Source organism: Collinsella sp. TF10-11AT (genome assembly GCF_003437565.1).
Taxonomy (GTDB): domain Bacteria; phylum Actinomycetota; class Coriobacteriia; order Coriobacteriales; family Coriobacteriaceae; genus Collinsella.
Genome location: NZ_QSQW01000003.1, coordinates 1 through 25,133, shown reverse-complemented (window position 1 = coordinate 25,133; position 25,133 = coordinate 1). Strand labels below are relative to the sequence as shown.

The following is a 25,133-nucleotide window of genomic DNA, read 5'->3' as shown; positions in this document are numbered from 1 at the left end:
CCCCGCGACGCGAGTTATGGGTACGATGGCTTCAGGGGAGGTATCGCCATGAAACTTGGTTGCGTCATTATGGCTTCGGGCGAGGGCAAGCGGTTTGGCTCTAACAAGATGCTTGCCGATATCTATGGCAAGCCGCTGATTGCCCGGACCATTGATTCGGTTCCCCGGGGCTTTGACGTCGTGGTTTCGACGCGTTGGCCCGAGGTCGCCCAGATTTGCGAGGACAAGCATTGCCCGTGTGTGCTGCACGATGGCAAACTGCGCAGCGAAAGCGTCCGTGCGGGCCTTTCGTGGGGAGTCGAACGCAACTGGAAAGGCTGCCTCTTTTTGCCGGGCGACCAGCCGCTTGTGAGTTCGGATTCTTTTGAGGGTATGGTTCGTGCGTTTGACGAGCGTGACCGCAATCATCCGGTGCGTCTTGCGTGCAACGGCGAGCCTTCGAGCCCGGTGCTCTTTCCGGCGGAATTGTTCGATGCACTTATGTGTCTTGAGGGTAAGGACGGCGGCGGTTCGATCCTCAAGGACCGTACCGACGTGGTGCTGGTCGAGGCGCGTGCCTACGAGCTGTGGGACGTCGATACCGTCAAGGGACAGCGACGCATAACGGAGCATATCGCCGCCTGCTCGTATTTTGATCGCGTGGCCAACTGCATCAATCAATAAGGAGCAATTATGATCATCATCAAAAACGGCGCACTCGTGACGCCCCAGGGGCTTCGCCGCGCCGATCTTGCCATGGATGGCGATAAGATCGTGCGGATTGCCGCGGCGATTGAGCCGGCCGAGGGCGATACCGTCGAGGATGCTGCGGGCTGCTGGGTGTTCCCGGGCTTTATCGATGGGCACACGCACATGCAGTGCTGGACCGGCATGGATTGGACAGCCGATAGCTTTGAGACCGGCACGCGCGCGGCTGCCTGCGGCGGCACGACGACCATTGTGGACTACGCGACGGCCGATCGCGGCGTGACCATGCCCGATGCCTTGGTCGAGTGGCGTCATCGCGCCGACGGCACCTGCACCGCCAACTATGCCTTCCATATGGCGCTTGCCGAGTGGAATGAGCGCAACCGCGCCGATCTTTCGGCCATGCGCGAGGCGGGCGTGTCGTCGTTTAAGACCTACTTTGCCTACGACCATCTGCGCCTGGACGATGCCGAGACGCTCGAGGTGCTGGAGGAGCTCAAGCGCGTGGGCGGTATCCTGTGCGTGCATTGCGAGAACGGCACGTTGGTCAACGCGCTGCAGAAGCGCGTGTTTGAGCAGGGTATCCACGGGCCCGAGGGCCATGCGCTCAGCCGTCCGGACGTGTGTGAGGCCGAGGCCGTGAGCCGCCTGCTGTATCTGGCGCACTTGGCCGGGGACGCTCCGGTCAACGTGGTGCACCTTTCGACCAAGCTGGGGCTCGAGGCCATTCGCGCTGCCAAAGCGCGCGGGCAGAAGAACATCTATGTCGAGACATGCCCTCAGTATCTGATGCTCGACGACACCTGCTATCTGGAGCAGGGCGAGGACGGCTTTGCGGGCGCCAAGTACGTGATGAGCCCGCCGCTGCGCCATGCCGGTGACCGTGCCGCGCTGCGCGAGGCGCTTGTGGCTGGCGAGATCGATACTATTGCGACCGATCATTGCAGCTTTAACCTGCACGGGCAAAAGGACCGAGGACGCGATGATTTCCGCGCGATTCCCAACGGCGGGCCCGGCGTGGAGCATCGTCCCGTCGCGATTGCCACGAGCTTTGAGGGACAGCTGGGCCCCGAGGACCTCTGCCGCCTGATGAGCGAGAACCCGGCGCGCGTGTTTGGCATGTACCCGCGCAAGGGCTGTCTTGCCGAGGGCTCCGATGCCGACGTGTGCGTGTGGGATCCCAAGGCGCGCTGGACGATCAGTGCCGCGATGCAGCATCAGGCTGTGGACTACACGCCGCTCGAGGGTTTTGAGGCACATGGCCGCGCCAAGGCCGTGTTTGTGAACGGCGTGCTGGCCGCGCGCGACGGCGAGCCCACCGGAGCCCAACCCGGCCGCTACGTGCCCCGCTAACGGGAAGACCGCCGGGGTAGCTAATTTGGGAGATGATTTTTTGGGACGGGGTAGCAAAAAGAGCCCCGTCCCAAATTTGCTACCCCTGGAGGCTGGTGGCGATGAGGGGGCGGTTGAGGGCTGCCTCGAAGCGATCTGCCATTGTTGGGTCGGCAAGCGTGTCGGCTTGGTTGAGCATGATACGGGCATTGTTGAGGTTCAGCATCTGCAGCTCGGCATTGAGCACCTGGGCGACGCGCTCTGGGGTGGCAGCGTCGGTGGGCTCGCAGCCGCAGCGCTCGCAGAAGAGCTCGGGGCGGTGGACGGCTTCGTTGATGGGCTTGCCGAGCCCCGAGGCGCCGACGACCCAGACAACGTTTGCCGTGGCGGCGGGAATTACCGGCTCCCAGGCGGCGTGCGCCTTGAGCGGGAGCCGCTTGCTGCCGTCCGCCTCGGCCAGGACGTAGTCAAAGCGCTGCGCCAGCTGGTCGAGCGGCGCGGCGGGGGAGGAGAGCTTGCCCGTCTGGGGGTCCAAGACACCTGCTTGGCAGATCCTTCCCCGCACAAGCCCCGCGCAGGCCTCGCAGGTGCAGCCTGGGGCGTGTAGGGCACCTGGCTTCCAGGGCGCGGCGTCCAGACGACGGCTCGATCCGTCCCACGGCACGCCGGCGACGGGAAACATATGCGTGGTGGTGCAGAGGAGCACGCGGCCGCCAGCGCGCATAAGCTCAAGGCTCAGCGTCTTGAGCAAGGTCGACTTGCCGCCGCTGCCGATAATCGCGGTAATGCCCGGCTCGATCCTGAGCGCCGAGGCAAGATTACCGTTAACCGTTTCCATATGTTCACCGCCGTATAATACTGTGATAATAAATAATCATCAGAGCAGCGGTCGAACCGCTTTTGCTCTGCTCAAACCGTAGCACAGGGAGGTGCCCCGGGAATGCTCGTTTATGTTCGCGGCGCCGGCGATATCGCCACGGGCGTCGCTGCCCGTTTGGTGCGCTCCGGCGTGTCGGTCGTTATGGCCGATATCGCGGTTCCCACGTGCATCCGCCGCACAATTAGTTTTTGCGAGGCCATTCGCCTGGGCGAGGTCGAGGTCGAAGGCATTCGCGCTCGCTTGGCGCAGACGCCGGCTGAGGCGCTTGAGATTACCGAGGCCGGAGACGTCGCCGTTGTGGTGGACCCTCAGGCCAAGATGCTCGGCGAGCTGAAACCCGCGGCTGTGGTCGACGCGATTTTGGCCAAGCGCAACTTGGGCACCACGCGCGACATGGCGCCTGCCGTCATTGCCGTGGGGCCGGGCTTTACCGCGCCGGTCGATTGCGACGCCGTGGTCGAGACCATGCGCGGGCATTTTCTCGGCCGTGTCATTACCCAAGGTTCGCCCCAGCCCAACACGGGCGTGCCGGGTGTCATCGCCGGCTATGGCAAGGAACGTGTTATCCACAGCCCCGCTGCCGGTGTGTTTAGGTCCGACCATGCGATCGGCGATATCGTGAGCGCCGGGGACGTGATTGGCTACGCGGGCGATACGCCCATGTGCACGCAGATCGATGGCTGCTTGCGCGGCCTTTTGGCCGACGGCGTTCAGGTGACCGAGGGCTTTAAATGTGCCGACGTCGACCCGCGCGGCGATGCCAGCTATATCAACTATATTTCGGACAAGGCGACGTCGGTCGGCGGCGGCGTGCTCGAGGCGCTCGCCATGCTCACCGGTGTATTCCAGGGATAGGAAATTGCAATGGAAAAGCTCGATGTGGTGAATGCTGCGCTTGGCGCTCTGAAGGCCGGTAAGACGTGCGAGCTGGTGGTAGTTGCCGGCACGGCAGGGTCATCGCCGCGCGGCGTGGGCGCCTGGATGGCCGTCTTTGCCGATGGCAGCCAAGCAGGTACCATCGGCGGCGGCAAGATCGAGCTCTTTGCGCTGAACGAGGCGCGCGAGCTGCTGGCCGCAGGGCAATCGCGTCTGGTCCGCTACACCATGGGCGGCGAGAACTCCGATACCGGCATGATCTGCGGCGGAGCCATCTGCCTGTGCTATCTGCACCTGGATGTATCGCAGGTGCTGTTGTTCCAGTCGGTTGCCGACGTCTTGGCGTATCGACGCATCGGCGACTTCGTCATCGACTTTGAACCGTTTATCGCAAACGCGCTCGAGGGCGATGTGGCCGAGTACCATGGCGGGGCATCGCGCCATACCATTGCGGGCTGCCCCGAGCTTTCGCTGGTGGAGGAGGGGAGTAAGGTCACCTACACCAACGCCGCCTCCGAGATTCCCCCGGCGCACATCGAGACGCTCTGCCCCGAGGGCCTGACCTACATCTTTGGCTGCGGACACGTGGGCGCTGCGACGGCGCGCGTACTCACGGCGGCGGGCTTTGCCGTTGTGGCGTGCGATGACCGCCCCGGCACGCTGACGCCCGAATGGGTGCCCGGTGTCTACGATCGTCGCCTGGTCGATTACAAGAACCTGAGCAAGCAGTGCCCCATCGGCCCGCGCGACTTGGTGGTCGTGGCCACAGCAGGCCACAAGTCCGATATCGACGTGGTGATTCAGGCCATGCGCGCTAAACCCGCCTATCTGGGCTGCTTGGGCTCGCGCCGCAAGACGGCCTTTGTGCGCGCCCGTTTGGAGCAGGAGGGCTTTACGCAGGACCAGATCGACGAGCTGCACCTGCCGATCGGCGTTGCCATCGAGGCCGAGGATCCCGAGGAGATTGCCATCTCCATCGCCGCCGAGATGATCCACCTGCGCCGCACCAAACTCGTCCCCCGCAAGCGCTAGTCGCATCCCCATCAATAAGTTGCGGTGAAATGCGGGCTGTTTAAGCCAGTTAAGCCGTCAAACAGTCCCTATTTCACCGCAACTGTCATTTTCCTCCGTCGCATGCGGATCGGTTTGTGCGGGGGAGTTGTGGAGTTGTGCAGGCAGACGAGGTTTTTCTGGAAAAACGCTCCCGATGCGCGTATAGTACCGATTGTTTTGTCGGCTCCTGCTGTGTCGAGTCCAAACCGCGTAATGCCATGAGCGGCGCGGATGCAGCCAGGAGGCACGAGGACAACCCATCGTGGCCACGCCCCGTGCTTAAAACCCCAAGAAGGAGTGAACAATGGCAGAAGAGAAGTATGTGCCGCGTCTGAAGACCAAGTACAACAACGAGGTCAAGCAGCAGCTTCAGGACAAGTTCCAGTACGAGAACGTCATGATGATCCCCAAGTTTGAGAAGATCGTCGTGAACATGGGTGTCGGCGAGGCCGCTACCGATTCCAAGGCCATCGACGGTGCCGTGCGCGACCTGCGCGCCATCACCGGCCAGCAGCCGATGATCACCCGTGCCCGCAAGTCCATCGCTACCTTCCGCCTGCGCGCTGGTATGCCGATCGGCTGCAAGGTTACCCTGCGTGGCGACCGTATGTGGGAGTTCTTCGATCGTCTGACCTCTGTCGCAATCCCCCGTATCCGCGACTTCCGCGGCATCTCCGCCAAGAGCTTCGACGGCCGTGGTAACTTCTCCATGGGCGTCACCGAGCAGCTCATCTTCCCCGAAATCGACTTCGACTCCGTCGATCACCAGCGTGGTATGGACATCACTTTCGTGACCACCGCCAACACCGATGAGGAGGCCAAGGCCCTTCTGGACGCCTTCGGTTTCCCGTTCAAGAAATAGGTTCACCTGCCCTATGAGCGCCGTTCCCAGAAGGGGGCGGCGCTTGGGGCGAACAATACTCTATGTGAGGAGGATATAAGTGGCTAAGACATCGATGATCGTCAAGTGCAATCGCAAGCAGAAGTTCTCTACTCGTGAGTACACGCGCTGCCAGCGCTGCGGCCGTCCGCACTCTGTGTACCGCAAGTTCGGCCTGTGCCGTGTCTGCTTCCGCGAGCTTGCACTCAAGGGCGAGCTTCCCGGCGTTAAGAAGGCCAGCTGGTAAGTCACTACCAGCGTTTCAAGCATCAGTTTGGAACAGGGAAAACGCGCTAAAAAGGCTTTGCCGTTAAGGGCGGCGAAGAACCAAGAGCACGTGTTCATCAAGAACGAAGGAGAATCTGTATGAACCTTACAGACCCGATCGCAGATATGCTTACGCGCATCCGTAACGCTAACTCTGTGAACAAGGCCACGGTCTCCATGCCGAGCAGCAAGAAGCTCGTCGAGATCGCTCGTGTTCTGCACGAGGAGGGCTACATCGAGGGCTACGATGTCGAGGACACCGTTCCCCAGAAGACTCTGCACATCACGCTTAAGTATGGTCCCAAGAAGGCTAAGGTCATCAACGGCATCCGCCGCATTTCCAAGCCGGGCCTGCGTAAGTACACCGGCGTTGCCGACATGCCCCGCGTCCGCGGTGGCCTTGGTACCGCCATTATTTCCACCAGCCATGGCGTCATGACCGACCGCGATGCTCGCAAGCACAACGTCGGCGGCGAGATCATCGCTTACGTCTGGTAATTCGCTCGGTAGGTAGAAGGAAAGGAGATCACCGTGTCTCGTATCGGTAATAAGCCTGTCCAGATTCCCGCCGGAGTCGAAGTGGCAGTCAACGGCAACAACGTTGTCGTCAAGGGCCCCAAGGGCCAGCTCGAGCTCGATGTCTTTGAGAAGCTCGCTATCAACGTCGAGGACAACGTCCTCACCGTTTCCCGTCCCGACGACGAGCGTGAGACCCGTGCCCGCCACGGCCTCACCCGCGCCCTCATCCACAACATGGTTGTTGGCGTTTCCGAGGGCTTCGAGAAGAAGCTCGAGCTCGCCGGCGTCGGTTACCGCGTGCAGCAGAAGGGTAAGAACCTCGAGTTCTCCCTGGGCTTCTCGCACCCCGTGATCGTCGAGGCTCCCGAGGGCATCACCTTCGAGGTTCCCGACAACACCCACGTGAACGTCAAGGGTATCAACAAGCAGCAGGTCGGTCAGATCGCCGCTGAGATCCGCGGCCATCGTCCTCCCGAGCCTTACAAGGGCAAGGGTATCCACTACGTTGGCGAGCACATCCGCCGCAAGCTGGGTAAGGCCGCCAAGTAGTCGTAACCGACTCACTCGCATAAGACCAGCACCCCGTCAGGTGCTGGCAAGATCAACCTTTTTAGGAGTTTACGTATGAACAAGCATAAGGCGAAGCTGGAAGGCCTCAAGCGTCGTCAGCGTCGTGTTCGCGGCAAGGTCTCGGGTACCTCCGAGCGTCCGCGTCTTCGCGTGACCCGTACTAACGCCAACATCTATGCCCAGATCATCGACGACAGCAAGGGCTCCAGCCTGACGCTCGTCTCTGCCTCGACCCTCGAGGCCGAGTTCAAGGGCACCCACACCTCGAACAAGGAGGCTGCGGAGAAGGTCGGTCAGCTCGTTGGCAAGCGTGCCATCGAGGCCGGCATCACCAAGGTCGCCTTCGATCGCGGTGGCCGTATCTACCATGGCCGCGTCAAGGCCCTCGCCGACGGTGCTCGTGCCGCCGGTCTCGAGTTCTAGGAGGTATGTAGCACATGGCTCGTAATCAGAAGCAGCAGCGCGAGGCCTCCGAGTTCGAGGAGCGCGTCGTTTACATCAACCGCGTGTCGAAGACCGTCAAGGGTGGTCGTCGCATGAGCCTCGTCGCTCTCGTCGTCGTTGGCGACGGCAAGGGCAACGTCGGCGTTGGTATGGGCAAGTCCGCTGAGGTGCCCCTGGCCATCTCCAAGGCGTCTCTCGATGCCAAGAAGAACATGTTCCACGTGCCGGTGACCGAGCAGGGCACCATCCCGCACGAGGTTCTCGGCCACTTTGGTGCCGGCCGCATCATCATCAAGCCCGCTGTCGAGGGTACCGGCGTTATCGCCGGCGGCGCTGTGCGTCCCCTCTTCGAGCTTGCTGGCATCAAGAACGTCCTGTCCAAGTCCCTCGGTACCGACAACGGCCTCAACATCATCAAGGCTGCCGTCGAGGGCCTCAAGGAGCTCTCCAGCCCTGAGGACGTCGCGGCTCGCCGTGGCCTGACGGTCTCCGAGATGTTCGTCGGTAAGGAGAACTAAGCATGGCTGACACCATCAAGATCAAGCAGGTCCGCAGCACCAACGGTTGCAAGCAGGACCAGGTCCGTACTGTCCGTGCCCTCGGTCTCCACAGGATCCGCGAGGTTCGCGAGATTGCTGACAACGAGTCCGTCCGCGGCATGATCTTCAAGGTCAAGCACCTTGTCGAGATTGTAGAGGAGTAGCAAATGCAGCTTCACGATCTTACTCCCGCGCCCGGTTCCACCAAGAACCGCAAGCGCGTCGGCCGTGGCAATTCTTCGGGTCACGGCACCACTTCTGGCCGCGGCCAGAAGGGCCAGGGTTCCCGCTCTGGTGGCACCAAGGGTGCCGGCTTCGAGGGTGGCCAGACTCCGCTGGCTATGCGCCTGCCCAAGCTTCCGGGCTTCCGCAACCCCCGTCGTATCGAGTACACCGCTGTTAACGTTGAGCGTCTCGAGCGTAAGTTCGAGGACGGCGCCGTAATCGACGGTGCCGCTCTTAAGGCCGCTCGCATCACCAAGAGCGAGTTCGAGCCCGTCAAGGTGCTCGGCAATGGTGAGCTCACCAAGAAGTTCACGGTCAAGGTCGACAAGGTCAGCGCTTCTGCGCAGGCCAAGATCGAGGCCGCTGGCGGAAAGGTCGAGCTGCCGTGCTAAATGGTCTTAAGAATGCTTTCCGCATCAAAGAATTGCGCGAAAAGATTCTTTTTACCATAGCTATGCTCGTCGTGTACCGCATTGGTGCGCACGTTCCTGTGCCCGGCATTCCCTTCCAGGGGATGCTGGGCCTTTTCTCGACCGATAACAATTCGGTCGCCGCAGGTGCTATGGCCCTCCTGAATCTTTTCTCTGGCGGCGCGTTGAGCTATGTGTCGGTGTTTTCGCTGGGCATCATGCCTTACATCACCAGCTCGATCATCCTCCAGATGCTCCAGGCCGTCGTGCCTTCCCTGCATGAGCTTGCCCGCGAGGGCGAGGTCGGTCAGACCAAGATTACGCAGTATTCGCGTTACCTCACCCTGGCTCTGGCAATCCTCAACTCCGTGGGTTACCTCTTCCTCTTTAAGAGCTTCGGCATCAGCTTCAATGGCGCCGGCGCTCCCGAGATCATCTTCGACCTCATGATCGTCGGTACGCTCACCGCAGGCGCTATGCTGATCATGTGGATTGGTGAGCTCATCACCCAGCGCGGTATCGGCAATGGCATGTCGCTGATCATCTTTGCGAACATCATGGCCGGCCTTCCGCAGGCTATCTTCTCCAGCACCGAGGGTAATGCCGGTGGCATCATCACCATGGTGATCATCTGCGCCATCATCCTGCTGGTTATCCCGCTGATTGTTTTCCTTGAGCGCGGCCAGCGCCGCATCCCGGTCTCCTATGCCAAGCGCGTCGTGGGCCGTCGCATGATGGGTGGCCAGACCACCTACCTGCCCATCAAGGTCAACACCGCGGGCGTCGTGCCGATCATCTTTGCCTCGGCGCTGCTGTACTTCCCGGCTCAGATTGCCGTGTTCTTCCCCGGCATCGGCTGGATTCAGGCAGTTGCCTCTGCGCTTTCGACCGGTTGGCTCAACTGGGTGCTTAACGTTGTCCTCATCGTGTTCTTCGCGTACTTCTACACCTCCATGGTGTTCAACCCCGATGACACGGCCGACAACCTTAAGAAGCAGGGTGGCTTTATTCCGGGCGTCCGTCCGGGTAGGGCTACCGCGGCCTACATCAAGAACGCGCTCAACAAGATCACGCTTCCCAGCGCTGTCTTTTTGGCGCTCATCGCCATCGTGCCTTCGATCATCTTCTCCTTCACGGGTAACCATCTGATCCAGGCATTTGGCGGCACGTCCATCCTCATCATGGTCGGCGTCGTGCTCGACACGGTCGATAAGCTCGAAGGCCAGATCAAGATGTATGATTACGATGGATTCTTTAAATAGGCTAGAGGAGGATTGCTCATGAACCTCGTATTGCTCGGAGCTCCGGGTGCCGGTAAGGGCACCGTCGCGCAGGAGCTCGTCGCCGAGTTTGGCGTCGCTCACATTTCCACGGGCGACCTGCTGCGTGCTGCCGTCAAGGGTGGCACCGAGCTTGGTATTCAGGCTAAGAAGTACATGGACGCTGGCGAGCTCGTTCCCGACCAGCTCGTGATCGACCTTGTCAAGGAGCGCCTTGCTGCCGATGACGCCCAGCAGGGCTTCATCCTCGACGGCTTCCCGCGCAACACCGCCCAGGCTGTGACGCTCGACTCCGAGCTCTCCGCCATGGGTCGCGAGATCGACTGCGCCCTTCTGGTCGACGTGGCCCCCGAGGTCATCATCGATCGTCTGTCTTCGCGTCGCACCTGCCGCGCCTGTGGTTACACCGGCACCGCTGCCGATGCTACCTGCCCCAAGTGCGCCGGCGAGATGTATCAGCGCGACGACGACAAGCCCGAGACCATCAAGAATCGTCTCGACGTCTACGAGAAGTCCACGAGCCCGCTCGTCGACTACTATCGTGGCCAGGGTCTGCTCAAGTCGGTCAACGGCGACCAGGCTCGCGAGACCGTGTACGGGGATGTCAAAGAGGCTCTCGGTCTATGATCAAGATTAAGTCTGCAACGCAAATCGAGCAGATGAAGAAGGCAGGAGCGCTATCTAAGATGGCGCTCCGCCACGTTGGAGCCATGGTGCGCCCCGGTGTTTCGACTTTTGAGCTCGATCAGCTTGCGGAGCAGATTATCCGCATGCATGGCGGCACCCCGGCCTTTAAGGGTTACGGCGGGTTCCCGGGGACCATTTGCGCATCGATCAATGATGCCGTGGTCCACGGTATTCCCAACCCCGACATGATCCTGCGCGATGGCGATATCATCTCCATCGATACGGGAGCCGTTGTCGACGGTTGGGTCGGCGATAACGCTTGGACGTTTTTCGTCGGCACCCCCACGCCCGAGGCTAAGGCCCTGTGCGAGGTCACGCGCGATTGTCTTAAGGCTGCCATCGAGCAGGCTGTTCCCGGTAACCATATCGGGGACGTCGGTTATGCCGTTCAGTCCCTCGCCGAGTCTCACGGTTACGGCGTGCTTCGTGACTATGTGGGCCATGGCATTGGCCGCGTGATGCACGAGGACCCCAACGTTCCTAACTATGGAAAGAAGGGGAGGGGCGTTCGCCTCCAGGCCGGCATGGTCATTGCCATCGAGCCGATGGTTACGATGGGTTCCAACCATGTGAGCACGGGCTCCGACGGTTGGATTGTTACGACCAACGACCACCTGCCCGCCGCGCACTACGAGAATACCGTCGCCATTACCAATGACGGTCCGGTGATTCTCACCACGGATGCCCAAGGTGCTTGGTGTTCCTTGCAGGGCGGTGAAATGTAGGGGCCGCGTTCAAACACGTCGGCATCTACATTTCTGAAAAGTAACAAGTTCCGCTTAGTTGTGGAGCCATTACGAAGATATTACGATACGTGCATGCGTATTGTAGAATACTCAATCGCTGTCGTTTTCTAGAGAAAGATGATTGCTTGTGAAGAAGGAAGACGCAATTGAGCTCGAGGGTACGGTAAAGGAGCCGCTGCCCAACGCCATGTTTAAGGTCGAGCTCGAGAACGGTCATTCGGTTCTGTGCAACATTTCTGGCAAGATTCGAATGAATTACATCCGTATTCTCCCCGGTGACAGGGTTGTCGTGGAGCTTTCCCCGTACGACCTGACCCGTGGCCGCATCACCTATCGCTACAAATAGCGGCACGCATACACGCACTCCACTTCCGGCTGCAGGCTTAGCTCAACCTACGGTCGGATTGTGTGTGAAGACCAGCCATAGTTTTAAACGCCTGCGGCTGGGCGAGTAGATAGTAGGGAAGTAGTTTGAGCGCTACCGAAAGGAAGAACGATGAAGGTACGTCCTTCGGTCAAGAAGATGTGCGATAAGTGCAAAATCATTAGGCGCCATGGCAAGGTCCTCGTCATTTGCGAGAACCCCCGTCATAAGCAGCGTCAGGGTTAAGAGAGGAGACTACGTTGGCCCGTATTAATGGTGTCGACCTCCCGCGTGAGAAGCGCGTTGAGATCGGTCTGACCTACATTTACGGCATCGGCCGCACCACTGCGACGAAGATCTGCGTCGAGTGCAACGTTAACGTGGATACGCGCGTTAAGGACCTCACCGAGGATGAGGTTAACGCCATCCGCGATTATATCGATAAGAACCAGATCATGGTTGAGGGCGACCTCCGCCGTGAGCGCAACCAGAACGTCAAGCGCCTTATGGACATCGGCTGCAACCGCGGCCTTCGTCACCGCAAGGGCCTCCCGGTCCGCGGCCAGCGCACCCACACTAACGCTCGTACCCGCAAGGGCCCGAAGCGTCAGATCGGTGCTAAGAAGAAGAAATAAGGAGCGCTAGATAGATGGCTACTGCTAAGAAGAACGTTCGCGCTGCCCGTCTGAAGCGCGCGGACCGTAAGAACATTTCCGTGGGCCAGGCTCACATTCGTTCTACGTTCAACAACACGATCGTTTCGATCACCGATCCCCAGGGCAACGTCATTTCCTGGAAGTCGGCTGGCCAGGTGGGCTTCAAGGGCTCCCGTAAGTCCACGCCGTTCGCTGCCCAGATGGCTGCCGAGGCTGCTGCCAAGCAGGCCATGGAGCACGGTATGAAGAAGGTTTCCGTCTTCGTCAAGGGCCCCGGCTCCGGTCGTGAGACCGCCATCCGCTCCCTCCAGGCTGCTGGCCTCGAGGTCTCGAGCATCCAGGACAAGACCCCCATTCCGCACAACGGCTGCCGCCCCAAGAAGCGTCGCCGCGTGTAACTGAAAGGATCGTATCAATATGGCAATCGACAGGACTCCTGTTCTTAAGCGCTGCCGTCAGCTCGGGATCGATCCCGCTGAGCTCGGTTACAGCAGCAAGAAGGAATCTATCCGTCAGCCCAAGCGCCGTCGCAAGGAATCTGAGTACGGCATGCAGCTGCGCGAGAAGCAGAAGGTCAAGTTCATCTATGGCGTTCTGGAGAAGCAGTTCCACGGCTACTTCAACAAGGCCCGCAAGATGAACGGCGTCACCGGTGAGAACCTCATGATCATCCTTGAGTCTCGCCTCGACAACGTCGTCTTCCGTCTTGGCTTCGCCCGCACCCGCAAAGAGGCTCGTCAGTCCGTCCGTCACGGTCACTTCACCGTGAACGGCAAGCGTGTGGACATCCCGTCCTACCGCGTCAAGGCCGGCGACGTCGTCGCTGTCGGCGAGAAGTTCCGTGACCTCCTCCCCATCAAGGAGGCCCTGATTTCCTCCGAGCGCTTTGAGGTCCCTGGCTGGCTCGAGGTCGATATCGAGAAGCTGTCTGGTAACGTGCTCGCTCTGCCGACGCGTGAGCAGATCAGCGGTGATATCAACGAGCAGCTCATCGTCGAGCTCTACTCTAAGTAGTCCATCCGGGCTGCTGAGGCTGGAGGTAATACATGTCAGAATTCATTAGGCCTCAGGTTCAGGTCGAAGAGATCAACGAGACGTCTGCTCGTGTCTCCGTCGAGCCGCTCGAGCGTGGTTACGGCGATACGCTGGGTAACTCCCTTCGTCGCGTTCTTCTGTCCTCGCTCGAGGGTGCCGCCGTCGAGGCTATTCAGATCGATGGTGCGCAGCACGAGTTCATGACCATCCCTAACATGGTCGAGGATGTCACCGACATCGTCCTGAATGTCAAGGGTCTTGTCTTCAGGGCTCTCGGCACGACCGACGAGGCGACCGCCACCATCTCGGTTGACGGCCCCTGCGAGGTCACCGGTGCGGACTTCTTTATTCCGTCCGAGTTTGAGCTGGTCAACCCCGAGCAGCACATCGCTACGCTCACCGAGGGTGGCCATCTCACCATGAGCATGCGCATCGGCTATGGCCGCGGCTATGTCTCTGGCGAGGCCAACAAGCGCGACAACGATCCCATCGGTGTGATCCACGTCGACTCGCTGTACTCGCCGGTTTCCCGTTGCGCCAAGCTCGTTGAGGCTTGCCGTGTCGGTCAGCACACCGACTACGACCGCCTTGTCCTCGAGATCGAGACCAACGGCTCCATCGCCCCGCGCGACGCCGTGGTCCAGGCTGCCAATATCATCAATCAGCATATGGCCGCCTTTATGAACCTTGCCGAGACCCCCGAGGTTGAGGAGGAGGCTTCGATCTTCGCTCCCGAGGTCACCAACGACAACGCCGAGCTGGACAAGCAGATCGAGGATCTGGACCTTTCCGTCCGTTCTTACAACTGCCTTAAGCGCGCCAGCATTCACTCGGTCCGTCAACTCGTTGAGTTCTCGGAGAACGATCTGCTCAACATCCGTAACTTCGGTGTTAAGTCGATCGAGGAAGTGAAGGACAAGCTTGAGTCCATGGGCCTGAGCCTGAAGGCTTAATGCTTCGCATATTTGAGGAGAAACTAGACCATGCGTCACAACGTTAAGAAGGGCCTGAAGCTCGGCACCGATGCGAGCCACACCAAGGCCATGAAGAAGAGCCTTGCTAAGGCCCTCTTCGAGAACGACCGCATCAAGACCACCGAGACCCGCGCTAAGGCGCTGCGTTCGGTCGTCGATCCGATCATCACTTGGGCCAAGAAGGGCGACCTGCACTCTCGTCGTCTGGCTATCGCCAAGCTCGGCGATAAGCAGCTCGTTGCCGAGATCTTCGACAAGGCTGCCCAGGGCATGTGGCAGGACCGCAACGGCGGTTATACCCGCATCATGAAGCTCGGCAACCGTAAGGGCGACAACGCTCCTATCGTTATCATGGAGCTCGTCACCGAGCCTTGCACGCCTAAGGCCAAGAAGGCTGCTCCGGCCCCCAAGAAGGCCGCTGCTCCCAAGAAGGTCGAGGCCGTCGAGGAGGCTCCTGCTGAGGAGACCGCTGAGTAGACAATCCGTCTGCATAGGCTATATTCGAGGGGTACGTTCGCGTACCCCTCTTTTTTTGTCGCGATACCGTTGATTGTTTGTTGGGAGCGCCCATGACCGCGCCGTCTGATTTCAATTCGATTCCTGAGCTCGATGCCACGCTTGTATTCTGTGTTGCCTATGATGGCTCGTCCTATAGCGGATTTGCCGAGCAGCCGGGCCAGACGACCGTTGCGGGCGAGTTGCGCCGCGCTATCGAGACGCTGCTGCGCCGCCCGATCGATCTGACGTGTGCGGGTCGTACCGATGCCGGCGTGCATGCGGTGGCCCAGTACATTAGCGTGCCCGTAACGGACGCTGAGCTTGCTCTGACGCGCCGTAGGTGGCTGAGGGCTATGGATGCCCTCCTGCCCAAAGATATCGCCATAAACGAGGTCTACAAGGCCCGTAGGGGCTTTTCTGCCCGCTTTGACGCGCGGTCCCGTACGTATACGTACCGTATTGCCGATCGCGATGCGCGCCCCGTGCTCTCGCGCGGTGCGGTGTGGTGGCATCGCTATCCCCTCGACGTCGATGCGATGGCGGCCGCCTGCCCTGCGCTTTTGGGCGAGCAGGACTTTAAGAGCTTTTGCAAGGTTGCCTCTGCTGTGGGCAAGCCCACGCACCGCTGCGTGATGCGTGCGGAGTTTGGCCACGAGGTCGCTTTTGGCGAGGATATCCTGACCTTCACTATCGAGGGCAATGCGTTTTTGCACTCGATGGTGCGTACCATTGTAGGAACGCTCGTGGAGATTGGCATGCATCGTCGCGATCCCCAGTGGATGCGCGAGGTTATTGACGCCCGTGACCGAACCGCTGCGGGTCCCACGGCGCCTGCCTGCGGCCTTACGTTTATGGGTGTGGATTACGGCCCCGACGAGCTTGTCGTTCTCGACTAGGGGAGTGCTCGGCGCGTCTGTGCCTTGCACATACTATGTGTGAGCTGCGCGTGTGCAACATCTGTTCTTGGCGTGCAACATGTTAGGCGGCTCGTTGCTTTTATAGCTCGGGTGTACCATGAACGACAGTTTGATTTGGTGCTATCGAGAGGATGGAAAACTTGGTTCGACGTTGTTCGCATCCGCGACTTTCGGTGATCCTTGTGGTAGAAGGTTCGCCCAGCTATGCGATGCGTGCGCTCGAGAGTATCCAGAACCAAGACCTCTATGATTTGCAGATTGTCGTTGTCTGCCGCGATGCTGTGCCCGGTGTGCGCCATTCGCTTCAAGTTGCTGCCGACAGGGACATCCATATTGATTTGATTGACGTCGAGGACGCGAAGCGCGGCGCTTGTCTTCGTGCCGGTTTTGATGCCTCGCGCGGCTCTCAAATCATCGCCATGAACGCCGATGAGTGGTTTGCTCCGCAGGCCCTTTCCAAGATGGTCGATATCGCGTGCGATACTGCGGCAGACATTGTGCTCCCCTCGGTGTCGCTCGATCGATACGATGCGCATCGCGAGCGTCATTCGCGCGTCTTGGATGCTGCCTCTATTGCCATAGAAGACGAGTCTTCTATGGTGACTGGGCTGCCCCAGTTGATTTTAGGCGGCTTGGTTGCTCAAGTCTCTGGCGTGATGTACAGCCGTCCACTGTTTGAGGCATGTCTTTTGTGCGATAAGACGTTTCGCACGGTTGGGTTTATGGCGTGCGCGCTCTCGCAGGCACAGCGCGTCTCCGGATGCGGCGACGCTTGTTTCCACGCGGCGGCGCCTAAGCTTACAGATGCCTTTGATCCCACCATGTATGCCAAGGTATCCGATGACGCCCGGGCGCTCGACGAGCTTGCGGACTCACTCTCGGAAGCAGATAGCGGTGGTCGGCTCAAGCTGGCAAGCCAAAAGTTCTACTTTGCCGGACTGGTCGCCTGCATCGAGAATTTGTGTCTGAGCCCGCATGGAGTGTCGTCAATCGAGCGTTCCGCCCGCATGCGTGATATGCTCGAGGCGCCTCGAACCCGTCAGATGGTCGCCGCGCTCAAGGATAACCATCGGGGACTCGGTCTGTTGTTTGGGCCGATCGCCAGCGCCAAGCCCGCGCGCTGCGTGATGTGTACGCATCTGGCAGCTTTTCTTAACCGGACGGGCGCAAAAACCGCCTAAACGGCTCATTACGAAACAAACTTGCATAGAATTGTTTCGAAATGCGTTCTTATACACAAAAGCCTTCAAATAGCGTTAAACTATTCAATCACTGATTGATTGTCTCCGCCATCTTTTGGAGAGAGGGTTTGTATGGCTAAAAAACGCAATGGGCGCCAGGATGCCATTAGAGATATTGTGCGCAATAAGGATGTCCGCACGCAGCGCGTGCTGGTCGATGAGCTCCGTGCTATGGGCTTTGATTGCACGCAGGCGACTGTCTCTCGCGATATTGCCGATATGGGGCTGCGTAAGCTCCCTGAGGGCATCTATGTTCTGGCAGAGGACCTGCACCTGCAGCGTATGGTTTCCGAGCTCGTAACGGGCGTTCTGCGTACCGATAATCTGGTTATGATCAAGGCTCAGCCTGGCACGGCTTCCGGCATCGCCGCCGCCGTTGATGCGGCAGAGTTGCCCGATGTGCTTGGCTCGCTTGCCGGCAACGATACGATTTTGGTTATTGCCCAGACGGCCGAGGACGGCGAGCGCCTCGAGGCGCTGATCAATAAGCTGAGCAATTCTCGCAAGTAGGTGTGCGGGCCGCGCGCTCGGCATTGCGTGCGCTGACATAGTGGCTTGTAAGGGGCATCGACGTTGGTCGGTACCCCTTTTTGTTTGCCGGTATAAAGACCGCCCACCAGGTCGCTTCAAACTAAAAGGCCCCGAGCAGTTCAATAAGCTGCTCGGGGCCTTGTTGGCTTTAGTCGCGTACTTCTTAGCCGACCGTATCGTCAGGCGTGGGCGAGGGGTCGGGAGTGGGCGTAGGCGTAGGCGTGCCGCCATCGCCGCCGGTCGAGCCACCAGTGGAGCCGCCCGTCGAGCCACCAGTGGAGCCGCCCGTCGAGCCACCGGTCGTACCGGTGCCGCCGGTGGTGTCGCCGCCCGTGGTCTCGGTGGTCGTGGTCGTCGTGGTAGTTGTTGTGGTGGTTTCCTCTTCCTCTTCGTCCTCGTCCTTGTCGTCGTTCTCCGACTTCTTGGTGTTGTTGGTGCCGTAGAACTTCCAGACGCTGTTGTTCTTGTAGGTGGGCGCCGTTCCGGTCGCAAACTCCTCGCGCTCGGTACCGGTCAGAACGGTGTTCATAAACCGCTTAAAGACAGGCAGGTTGGTGCTGTCGCCCAGCAGGTCCGTGCCGTACTTTTGGATGGGGATCTCGCCCGCGGAATAGCCGGTCCACAGGGCGCACGCCAGCTGCGGGGTATAGCCGCAGAACCAAAGGTTGGTGGTGTTGTCGGTGGTGCCCGTCTTGCCGGCATAGGGCTGGTTGACACTCAGGGCGCCGGCAGCACCCGTACCGCTGCCCTTCATGACGCCGGACAGAACATCGGTGACCGCGGCGGCCTCGCCCTCGGTAAGCACCTGTGAGGGATTGTCGGTGTGCTGGTACAGCACCGAACCGGTACGAGAATCAATCTCGGTGATGGCGATCGGCTGGCGATAGTAGCCGCCGTTGGCAAACGTCGCGTAGGCGGCGGCCATCTCGAGTGGCGAGATCGAGCCGGTGCCGAGCGTCATGACGGGAACGTCCTCGATGTTGTCCTTGGCGGGGTCGATGCCGAGCTTTTTGACGAGCGAGATGATCTTGCTGTTGCCGACGGCTTCCGCCACCTGGATGTAGCCGGTGTTGGAGGAGTATGCCGTCGCCTGCTTAAGCGTGATGTTGCCGTAGCTCTGGTTGGCGTAATTTTGGACCTCGGTCGTGGTGCCCTTGGCCTTGAGCGGCGAGTTGCAGTTGAGGGTGACGTTGGGGTTCATGCCGTTTTGGATGGCAGTTGCCAGCGTAAAGGCCTTAAAGGTGGAGCCGACGGGACGCTTGGCCGTGGCATGGTTTACGTGGTTCTCGTCGGCGTTGTAGTCGTAGCCGCCCACCATGCACTTGATGTAGCCGGTCTTGGGGTCGACGACGACCATGCCCATGTCCAGGCCGTCAAGCGAGAGCGTGTCGAGCTGCTCGCGGACGGCATTCTCTGCCACCTGCTGCATCGTGGGGTCGATGGTGGTCTTGACGGTCAGGCCGCCCTTAAAGAGCACGTCGGTCGAGAACTCCTGCTCCAGCAGCTGCTTGACGTAGGAGACAAAGTAGGGCTGCGAGTATACGTCGACGCCGCTGCCCGAGATTTCGGTCACATTGAGGGTGATGGGCTCGGCCTGTGCGGCATCGTGCTCCTCCTGGGTGATGTGGCCCAGGCGCAGCATGTTGTCGAGAACCTTGTTGCGGCGAGACAGTGCCAGATCGGGATTGACCGTGGGGTCGTACTGCGAAGGCGAGTTGGGAAGGCCGATGAGTAGCGCGGCCTCGCTCAGGGTGAGGTCGGCGGCGCTCTTGGACAGATAGGTCTCGGCTGCGGCCTCGATGCCGTAGGCGCCGTGGCCGTAATAGATGGTGTTGAGGTACATCATGAGGATCTCGTCTTTGGAGTACATGTCCTCCATCTTGATGGCGATGTAGGCCTCGCGCACCTTACGCTCAATGGTCGAGTCGAATTGCTCCTCCTGCAGGATGGTGTTGCGCACAAGCTGCTGGGTGATCGTCGAGGCGCCTTCGTGCCCGCCGCCGAGGGTTGCCACCGCAGCACGCGCGATACCCCACAGGTCGATACCGCCGTGCTCGTAGAAGCGCTCGTCCTCGACGTCAACGGTGCCCTGCAGCACGTAGGGGGAGACCTCGTCCTTGGTGATGGACTTGCGGTTTTGCGTGTAGAAGCTCGCGATCTTGTTGCCGTTACAGTCGACGATCTCGGTGGGCTCGCTCACCAGATACGCGTTGGCGTCGGTGTAGTCGGGCAGATCGGACAGCCAGCGGTTGACGTTACCGACCATGCCGATGCCAAACGCCACGCCCGCAATCAGCAGAAAGCCCAAAAACGAGAGCAGGATTATGGGCAGGGCGTGCGTCTTTGAACGGCTGTGTCCCTGTCGTTGGCGAGGACCCATATATTGACCTCCAGGTATGTCGTGCCAGACGGTGGATGTGCCGTCGGGGCAGGATGGACATAAGTTATTACACGATAAACCAAACGGGGCGCGCGAGGCCTCGTGTATGCTGGAAGACGGCATTTTTCAGAGTGAATGCATACCTTGGTAAGGAGTTTGTCGATGGCGATTCGGACGATGGGGCCGAGCGGACAATACGAGACTGGATTGGATGTTGTCAGTGCGGCGCTGCCCGAGCTGCTGGCGCCGGCGGGCGGACTCGACCAGATGCTTGCGGCTATCGCCGCGGGTGCCGATGCCATCTATGCGGGGTTGGGCGGCTTTAACGCCCGTGTGAGCGCCCATGGCTTTACGGATAACGAGTTTGCGCGCGGCTGCGCCGTGGCGCATGCCCATGGCGTGCATGTGTACGTAACGCTCAACGTGTTCGTGTTTGACGATGAGTTGTCCGACGCGGTGGCGTTGGGAGCTCATGCACTGGAGCTGGGCGCCGATGCTCTGATTGTCGCCGATGCCGGGTTGGCCTGCGCGCTGCGCGCGGCGATTCCCGGGGTCGAGATTCACCTGTCCACGCAGGCGGGCGCTCATAGCGAGGGTGCCGTGCGGCTTGCCGCCGATGAACTGGGGGTCGAGCGCGTGACGACGGCACGCGAGCTGACGGTCGACGAGATTGCGGCGCTCTGTGCCACGGGCGTGCCCATCGAGGTATTCTGCCACGGTGCGATTTGCATCGGCTATTCGGGGGCGTGCGAGTTCTCGGCCCTGCGGCGTGGGCGCTCGGCGATGCGCGGCGACTGCACGCAGCCGTGCCGTCTGGCGTACGACCTAGTGGACGAGGCGGGGCAGAGTGTTGTTGCCGTCGAGGGAGACCGCCTGCTTTGTCCGCGTGACTATCTGGGTATCGCGCACCTGCCCGAGCTTGTTGCCGCCGGCGTGGCATCGCTCAAGATCGAGGGACGCATGAAGAATCCCGATTACGTATTCAACGTGGTGAGGGTGTGGCGTCGGGCACTCGATATGCTGTGCGACGGCGCGTGGGACTCCGGTGCCGTGGAAGAGCTTGAACGCGAGCTGGGAAGGTCGTTTAACCGTGGGTTTACCGATGCTTACCTGCGGGGTCGTTCGGGTGCCGAGCTCATGAGCTTTGAGCGCGCGATCAACCAGGGCGTGCGCGTGGGGCGCTTGGTCGCTGTGGGCCACGAAGAGGTGACCGTTGAGCTCGATGCCGCCGTGGCGGCGGGTGACACGCTCGAGATTCGGTTCTATCCGGGTGTCGACGCGCGTCCCGATGTGCCCAAGCGCTGGCCGCAGGTGCCCTGCCCGGTGGATGCCGCAGCGGGGAAGCGCGTCGTCGTGCATTGCAAGCGTAAGGTGGACGCGGGCTGCGAGGTCTATCTGATTCGCAGCGCCGGCGTGTTGGATCAGACGACGGCGGTGTTGGAGCGCATGCGGGCCGAGGCGGATGCGATTGCGCCCGTTGCGCGTGCCGTTGAGGTGCTGCCCTTTGAGGACGCTGCGGTGGATGGCGGCGCGTCGACGGAGTTGGCGGGGTCGGCGGGGCCGGTAAAGCGCGAGGATTTTGCTCGTATGGTCTTTGCCTGGGAGCTGATGGATGTGGGTCCGCGCGATGAGCGAGATCTGTCCGATACAACGGTGGTGCTCGACGAAGTGTGCCGCGCGGGCGACGCCGAGCGGACTCGGGCGCTTATGCAGCGTGCCGGGCGCGTCGTCTGCCGCAATCTGGGACAAGTGGCGATGGCCCGCGAGCTGGGCACAACGTTTGACGTGGCGGCGCCGGTGTTCTGTGCCAATCGGGCCACGCTTACCTGGCTGCGCGGACTCGGTGCGGGGCGGGTGTGCTTGTCGGCCGAGTTGCTCGGCAATGATGCGGAGCGTGTTGCCGAGCTTGCCGCTTGCCCCGGTGTCTTGGGGCCTGTCGATGCCGACCGTCCCGAGCTCATGGTGTGCGAGCACTGCTTGCTGACTGCCGAGGGCGCCTGCGCCACGGATGCAACGGGGCAGGTCCGTTGCCGTGACTGCTCGCGCCGTCAGCAGGCGCGCTTTTTGGTCGAACGTGACGGCACGCGTTTGCCGGTCGTTATCGACGCGTGCGGCAGGACGAGGATTTTCCTGTCGTAGGTGCCGCGTCGCGCTGTTTTGGTTATTATTAGTGGGTTTATGAACTTCCAGCACCGCCGTATCCGGTGAGGGTGCTATAGCAAAAGGAGGATACCCAATGCTGTCTGTTGACGAGCAAATGCGTATCATCACCTCGGGTGCAGCGCAGATCGTCCCCGAGGCCGACCTTCGCAAGAAGCTTGAGAAGGGCGAGCCCCTCAACATCAAGCTCGGCGTCGATCCCACCAGCCCCGACCTGCACCTGGGCCATGCCGTGCCCCTGCGCAAGATGCGTCAGTTCCAGGACCTGGGCCACAACGTCACCCTTATCATCGGCAACGGCACTGCGCTGATCGGCGACCCCTCGGGCAAGAACTCCACCCGCCCGCAGCTTTCGCAGGAGCAGATCGAGGCCAACGCCGAGACCTACGTGAGCCAGGCCATGAAGATCCTGGACCCCGAGAAGACCACCATCGTGCACAACGGCGACTGGATCCTTTCGATGGACCTGGCCGGCCTGCTGCAGGTGTGCTCCAAGTTCACCGTCGCCCGCATCCTTGAGCGCGACGACTTTACCAAGCGCTACCAGTCCCAGACGCCGATTGCCCTGCACGAGTTTCTGTACCCCGTGATGCAGGCCTTCGACTCCGTTCAGATCAAGGCCGACGTCGAGATGGGCGGCACCGACCAGCTCTTCAACCTGCTCGCCGGCCGCGAGCTCATGGAGAAGATGGGCATGGAGCCGCAGATCGCGCTTACCATGCCGCTGCTCGAGGGCACCGACGGCGTGCGCAAGATGTCCAAGTCCTATGGCAACTACATCGGCCTGACCGACGCTCCCAAGGATATGTTCGGCAAGACCATGTCCATCCCCGACGAGATGATCGGCAAGTACTATCGTCTGGCCAGCTCGCTCGCCCCGGCCGAGGTCGACAAGATCGATGCCGCCCTGGCCGATGGCTCCGCCGACCCCTATGAGCTCAAGCGCGCACTGGGCCGCGACCTGTGCGACACCTACCACGGCGCCGGCGCCGGCGACGAGGCACAGGCCGAGTTCGACCGCGTGTTCAAGGAGGGCCAGCTTGCCGACTTCCCCGAGAAGCACGTTGAGCTGACCGTCAACGACGAGGGTCAGATTTACCTCGCCGGCCTGCTCAAGGACCTGGGCCTTTCGGCCAGCGCCGGTCAGGCCCGCCGCGACATCGACGGCGGCGGCGTCAAGATCAACGGCAAGGCTGTGGCTCCCAAGAGCTACAACATCGATCCGAGCGCCCTCAAACTGGGCGACACCCTCTCCGTGGGCAAGCGCAAGGGCTTTAAGTTGGTTTAGTTACGCGGTTTTACCAACCCGCGTAACCAGTTGACGCTGCAAACCCGCCAGAGCGGCAATCTGCCTTTCAACTGCGGCGGCATGACCAGAAGGTCAATGCCGCCTCGTTTCAAGGCACCTTGCTCGCTCTGGTGCCCGCTCGCTCATATGACCCAATCCGCTGTCAAGGGCCACAATGGCCCCGCCGACCGCTTGCAATCGGTCGGCGGGGCCTGCCTTAAACCCGTCCCGGTCCGCCCCCGGCATGTCATCGACGCCTTCGGCTCAGTCTCATATCCGCGGATACCGCTCCGGCGGCCCGCAATCCTCTCCTTCGGCGGGGTTCCCCAAGTCTGTCGAGGCGCATGCGGAGGGCTCCGCGCGCACAGCGAAATAGGGGGTATCCCCGAAGGCCGCCCGGCTCGCCGGGGCGGGGGCTATGTCCATTCCGCGCCCTCCCGGCACATCGTGCCGAGGGCCCAGAGCCACCTCACGAGCTCGGCCGCGGTGGCCGCGTTGGCCTTCGCCTGGGGCATGCCGCGGGCGAGCATCTCCTCGCGCCGCCGCAGGAGCCGCTCGGATCCCTTCCTCCCGTGCATCCTTATCTCGAGGGGCACGCCCGTGTCCCTCGGCATGAGCTTCGGCTGGTGCCGCGCCGCGGCGTAGCACCATGAACCCTCAACGGCCAGCTTCCTCACGAGCGCGTTGCCCGCGCCGCTGATGCCTCCGAGCCGCACGGAGTCGCCGCTCGACCTCTGGCTCGGCGCGAGGCCGAAATAGGCCGTGACCTGCCTTCCGGAACGGAACCTCGTGAAGTCGCCGACCTCGGCCGAGAAGGCTGCGGCCAGCGCGAAGGCGCAGCCCTTGATCGACTGGAGGGCGGCCGCCTCCGCGGCGATCGGGCTGGCATCCACGGCCGCCCTGTACTCGGAGAGCAGGTCCGCCCGGGCCTCCGCCGCGGCCTCGACCTCGCTCCTCAGGGCGGCGAGCGTCCGAACCCCGCCGTCGTCCTCCGGCCTGACCTTGTCGAGCCACCTCAGGAAGTCGTAGGTCCAGTACTTCCTCGGGTTGCCGGCGGGCGTGGTGCCGCCGTAGGCGAACCCTCGCTTTGCGAGGAAGGCGAGCAGCCGCTGCTTGGCGGTCGCCAGGCGCGCGGTCGCCCCGTCGTAGGCGCCGGCGAGGTCCCTGATGCCCTCGACCTCGGGGGAGGGGACCCATACGGGGGAGATGTCGTGGGCGAGTATCGCCTTGGCCATCCTGGCGGCGTCGTTCCTGTCGTTCTTGGAGGCCGAGTCGGCGGCCGACCTGGGGATCTTCGAGACCGCGGCGACGACACACTCGACGCCGAGCCCGGCGAGCTCCCTCTGCGGGGCGAAGCCGGGGTAGCCGCTCTCGTAGGCCGCGAGCGACGGCCCGGGGAACCCACCCATCCACCCGGCGATCTCGCCCCAGGGGTTGCCGGGGAACCTCCTCGTCACGGCCTCGCCGGTGTCCGCGTCGAGGGCGCAGACGGTGGTCGACCTCAGGTGGACGTCCATCCCGAACGCGGTAGAATACTTTGGCATGGGAGCCTCCCAACCTCGTTGCGGCGCGGCTGCGCCTATGGCACTTCAACATCATTGTCGCAGCCCCGACCCGCGGTCACGAGCGGGGGCTCCTATCTTTTTAGTGCCCTCGGATTGGGTCATAGTGTCTGTCGTTGCCAAGACATCGGC

General features: G+C 61.3%; 30 protein-coding genes. 27 read left to right on the top strand and 3 right to left on the bottom strand.

Going from position 1 to position 25,133, the window contains the following annotated elements; all coding sequences use genetic code 11:
• Nucleotides 1-48 precede the first annotated feature (48 nt).
• Together DXC99_RS02870 and hydA are read left to right on the top strand one after the other, a co-directional pair.
• Nucleotides 49-663 (top strand): nucleotidyltransferase family protein, encoded by a 615-nt coding sequence (locus tag DXC99_RS02870; protein WP_158551618.1) that lies wholly within the window; start codon nucleotides 49-51, stop codon nucleotides 661-663.
• Nucleotides 664-672: 9 nt separating this feature from the next.
• Nucleotides 673-2,040, top strand: coding sequence for a dihydropyrimidinase (gene hydA, locus DXC99_RS02865; protein WP_117583044.1), 1,368 nt, complete (start codon nucleotides 673-675; stop codon nucleotides 2,038-2,040).
• A 79-nt stretch (nucleotides 2,041-2,119) separates the two neighbouring features.
• Here hydA and yqeC read toward each other — a convergent pair whose 3' ends face one another.
• Nucleotides 2,120-2,857 carry a selenium cofactor biosynthesis protein YqeC gene (gene yqeC / locus DXC99_RS02860; protein ID WP_117583043.1) on the bottom strand — a complete coding sequence of 246 codons (738 nt, stop codon included), beginning with the start codon at nucleotides 2,855-2,857 and terminating at the stop codon, nucleotides 2,120-2,122.
• A 102-nt stretch (nucleotides 2,858-2,959) separates the two neighbouring features.
• On the opposite strand from yqeC, the gene yqeB reads away from it, so the two are divergent.
• The 23 genes from yqeB to DXC99_RS02745 all read left to right on the top strand — a co-directional run bounded on the left by yqeB (nucleotide 2,960) and on the right by DXC99_RS02745 (nucleotide 17,590).
• Nucleotides 2,960-3,754, top strand: a complete 795-nt coding sequence (yqeB, locus tag DXC99_RS02855; protein WP_117583042.1) for a selenium-dependent molybdenum cofactor biosynthesis protein YqeB — start codon at nucleotides 2,960-2,962, stop codon at nucleotides 3,752-3,754.
• A gap of 9 nt (nucleotides 3,755-3,763) precedes the next feature.
• Nucleotides 3,764-4,807 carry an XdhC family protein gene (locus tag DXC99_RS02850; protein WP_117583041.1) on the top strand — a complete coding sequence of 348 codons (1,044 nt, stop codon included), beginning with the start codon at nucleotides 3,764-3,766 and terminating at the stop codon, nucleotides 4,805-4,807.
• Between the two features lie 325 nt (nucleotides 4,808-5,132).
• Nucleotides 5,133-5,690: a 50S ribosomal protein L5 gene (rplE, locus tag DXC99_RS02845; protein ID WP_006235260.1), complete on the top strand. Its 558-nt coding sequence runs from the start codon at nucleotides 5,133-5,135 to the stop codon at nucleotides 5,688-5,690.
• A 79-nt stretch (nucleotides 5,691-5,769) separates the two neighbouring features.
• Entirely contained in the window at nucleotides 5,770-5,955 is a 186-nt protein-coding gene (locus DXC99_RS02840) for a type Z 30S ribosomal protein S14 (protein WP_022094280.1), read from the top strand.
• 119 nt (nucleotides 5,956-6,074) lie between these two features.
• Nucleotides 6,075-6,473, top strand: a complete 399-nt coding sequence (gene rpsH, locus DXC99_RS02835; RefSeq protein WP_006235262.1) for a 30S ribosomal protein S8 — start codon at nucleotides 6,075-6,077, stop codon at nucleotides 6,471-6,473.
• A 33-nt stretch (nucleotides 6,474-6,506) separates the two neighbouring features.
• Nucleotides 6,507-7,043, top strand: coding sequence for a 50S ribosomal protein L6 (gene rplF / locus DXC99_RS02830; RefSeq protein ID WP_006235263.1), 537 nt, complete (start codon nucleotides 6,507-6,509; stop codon nucleotides 7,041-7,043).
• Nucleotides 7,044-7,118: 75 nt separating this feature from the next.
• Nucleotides 7,119-7,487: a 50S ribosomal protein L18 gene (gene rplR / locus DXC99_RS02825; RefSeq protein ID WP_006235264.1), complete on the top strand. Its 369-nt coding sequence runs from the start codon at nucleotides 7,119-7,121 to the stop codon at nucleotides 7,485-7,487.
• A 14-nt stretch (nucleotides 7,488-7,501) separates the two neighbouring features.
• The gene (gene rpsE / locus DXC99_RS02820; protein WP_055252236.1) at nucleotides 7,502-8,026 is read left to right on the top strand and encodes a 30S ribosomal protein S5; all 525 of its coding nucleotides are present in this window, start codon (nucleotides 7,502-7,504) and stop codon (nucleotides 8,024-8,026) included.
• Between the two features lie 2 nt (nucleotides 8,027-8,028).
• The gene (gene rpmD, locus DXC99_RS02815; protein ID WP_006235266.1) at nucleotides 8,029-8,211 is read left to right on the top strand and encodes a 50S ribosomal protein L30; all 183 of its coding nucleotides are present in this window, start codon (nucleotides 8,029-8,031) and stop codon (nucleotides 8,209-8,211) included.
• 3 nt (nucleotides 8,212-8,214) lie between these two features.
• The gene (gene rplO, locus DXC99_RS02810; RefSeq protein WP_006235267.1) at nucleotides 8,215-8,664 is read left to right on the top strand and encodes a 50S ribosomal protein L15; all 450 of its coding nucleotides are present in this window, start codon (nucleotides 8,215-8,217) and stop codon (nucleotides 8,662-8,664) included.
• Nucleotides 8,658-9,944, top strand: a complete 1,287-nt coding sequence (gene secY, locus DXC99_RS02805; RefSeq protein ID WP_035137447.1) for a preprotein translocase subunit SecY — start codon at nucleotides 8,658-8,660, stop codon at nucleotides 9,942-9,944. Before rplO ends, secY begins: the two co-directional genes overlap by 7 nt.
• An 18-nt stretch (nucleotides 9,945-9,962) precedes the next feature.
• Nucleotides 9,963-10,589 carry an adenylate kinase gene (locus DXC99_RS02800; protein ID WP_055252238.1) on the top strand — a complete coding sequence of 209 codons (627 nt, stop codon included), beginning with the start codon at nucleotides 9,963-9,965 and terminating at the stop codon, nucleotides 10,587-10,589.
• Nucleotides 10,586-11,374, top strand: coding sequence for a type I methionyl aminopeptidase (gene map, locus DXC99_RS02795; RefSeq protein WP_006235270.1), 789 nt, complete (start codon nucleotides 10,586-10,588; stop codon nucleotides 11,372-11,374). The genes DXC99_RS02800 and map overlap by 4 nt, the downstream gene beginning before the upstream one ends.
• Nucleotides 11,375-11,522: 148 nt before the next feature.
• Nucleotides 11,523-11,741, top strand: a complete 219-nt coding sequence (gene infA, locus DXC99_RS02790) for a translation initiation factor IF-1 (protein WP_035137443.1) — start codon at nucleotides 11,523-11,525, stop codon at nucleotides 11,739-11,741.
• 150 nt (nucleotides 11,742-11,891) lie between these two features.
• Nucleotides 11,892-12,005, top strand: coding sequence for a 50S ribosomal protein L36 (rpmJ, locus tag DXC99_RS02785; protein ID WP_006363204.1), 114 nt, complete (start codon nucleotides 11,892-11,894; stop codon nucleotides 12,003-12,005).
• Nucleotides 12,006-12,019: 14 nt separating this feature from the next.
• Nucleotides 12,020-12,394 (top strand): 30S ribosomal protein S13, encoded by a 375-nt coding sequence (gene rpsM, locus DXC99_RS02780; protein ID WP_022094275.1) that lies wholly within the window; start codon nucleotides 12,020-12,022, stop codon nucleotides 12,392-12,394.
• 14 nt (nucleotides 12,395-12,408) lie between these two features.
• Nucleotides 12,409-12,813, top strand: coding sequence for a 30S ribosomal protein S11 (rpsK, locus tag DXC99_RS02775; RefSeq protein ID WP_006235274.1), 405 nt, complete (start codon nucleotides 12,409-12,411; stop codon nucleotides 12,811-12,813).
• A gap of 19 nt (nucleotides 12,814-12,832) precedes the next feature.
• Nucleotides 12,833-13,429 (top strand): 30S ribosomal protein S4, encoded by a 597-nt coding sequence (gene rpsD, locus DXC99_RS02770; protein WP_006235275.1) that lies wholly within the window; start codon nucleotides 12,833-12,835, stop codon nucleotides 13,427-13,429.
• Nucleotides 13,430-13,461: 32 nt separating this feature from the next.
• Entirely contained in the window at nucleotides 13,462-14,403 is a 942-nt protein-coding gene (locus DXC99_RS02765; RefSeq protein WP_006235276.1) for a DNA-directed RNA polymerase subunit alpha, read from the top strand.
• Nucleotides 14,404-14,433: 30 nt separating this feature from the next.
• Complete coding sequence (gene rplQ / locus DXC99_RS02760) at nucleotides 14,434-14,901, top strand: 50S ribosomal protein L17 (protein WP_006235277.1); 468 nt, start codon at nucleotides 14,434-14,436, stop codon at nucleotides 14,899-14,901.
• A gap of 92 nt (nucleotides 14,902-14,993) precedes the next feature.
• Nucleotides 14,994-15,818 carry a tRNA pseudouridine(38-40) synthase TruA gene (truA, locus tag DXC99_RS02755; protein WP_117629206.1) on the top strand — a complete coding sequence of 275 codons (825 nt, stop codon included), beginning with the start codon at nucleotides 14,994-14,996 and terminating at the stop codon, nucleotides 15,816-15,818.
• Nucleotides 15,819-16,021: 203 nt separating this feature from the next.
• Nucleotides 16,022-17,020, top strand: coding sequence for a glycosyltransferase (locus DXC99_RS02750; RefSeq protein WP_158549267.1), 999 nt, complete (start codon nucleotides 16,022-16,024; stop codon nucleotides 17,018-17,020).
• Nucleotides 17,021-17,152: 132 nt separating this feature from the next.
• On the top strand, nucleotides 17,153-17,590 hold the full coding sequence (locus tag DXC99_RS02745; protein WP_006235280.1) for an arginine repressor: 438 nt from the start codon (nucleotides 17,153-17,155) through the stop codon (nucleotides 17,588-17,590).
• A 184-nt stretch (nucleotides 17,591-17,774) separates the two neighbouring features.
• Here the strand turns inward: DXC99_RS02745 and DXC99_RS02740 are convergent, their stop codons facing one another.
• Entirely contained in the window at nucleotides 17,775-19,991 is a 2,217-nt protein-coding gene (locus DXC99_RS02740) for a transglycosylase domain-containing protein (RefSeq protein WP_117629204.1), read from the bottom strand.
• A gap of 162 nt (nucleotides 19,992-20,153) precedes the next feature.
• On the opposite strand from DXC99_RS02740, the gene DXC99_RS02735 reads away from it, so the two are divergent.
• The gene (locus DXC99_RS02735) at nucleotides 20,154-22,130 is read left to right on the top strand and encodes a U32 family peptidase (RefSeq protein ID WP_158551615.1); all 1,977 of its coding nucleotides are present in this window, start codon (nucleotides 20,154-20,156) and stop codon (nucleotides 22,128-22,130) included.
• A 97-nt stretch (nucleotides 22,131-22,227) separates the two neighbouring features.
• Nucleotides 22,228-23,439: a tyrosine--tRNA ligase gene (tyrS, locus tag DXC99_RS02730; RefSeq protein WP_117629202.1), complete on the top strand. Its 1,212-nt coding sequence runs from the start codon at nucleotides 22,228-22,230 to the stop codon at nucleotides 23,437-23,439.
• A 416-nt stretch (nucleotides 23,440-23,855) separates the two neighbouring features.
• On the opposite strand, the gene DXC99_RS02725 is transcribed toward tyrS, so the two are convergent.
• Nucleotides 23,856-24,983, bottom strand: a complete 1,128-nt coding sequence (locus DXC99_RS02725; RefSeq protein WP_117629201.1) for an IS110 family transposase — start codon at nucleotides 24,981-24,983, stop codon at nucleotides 23,856-23,858.
• Between the last annotated feature and the right edge of the window lie 150 nt (nucleotides 24,984-25,133).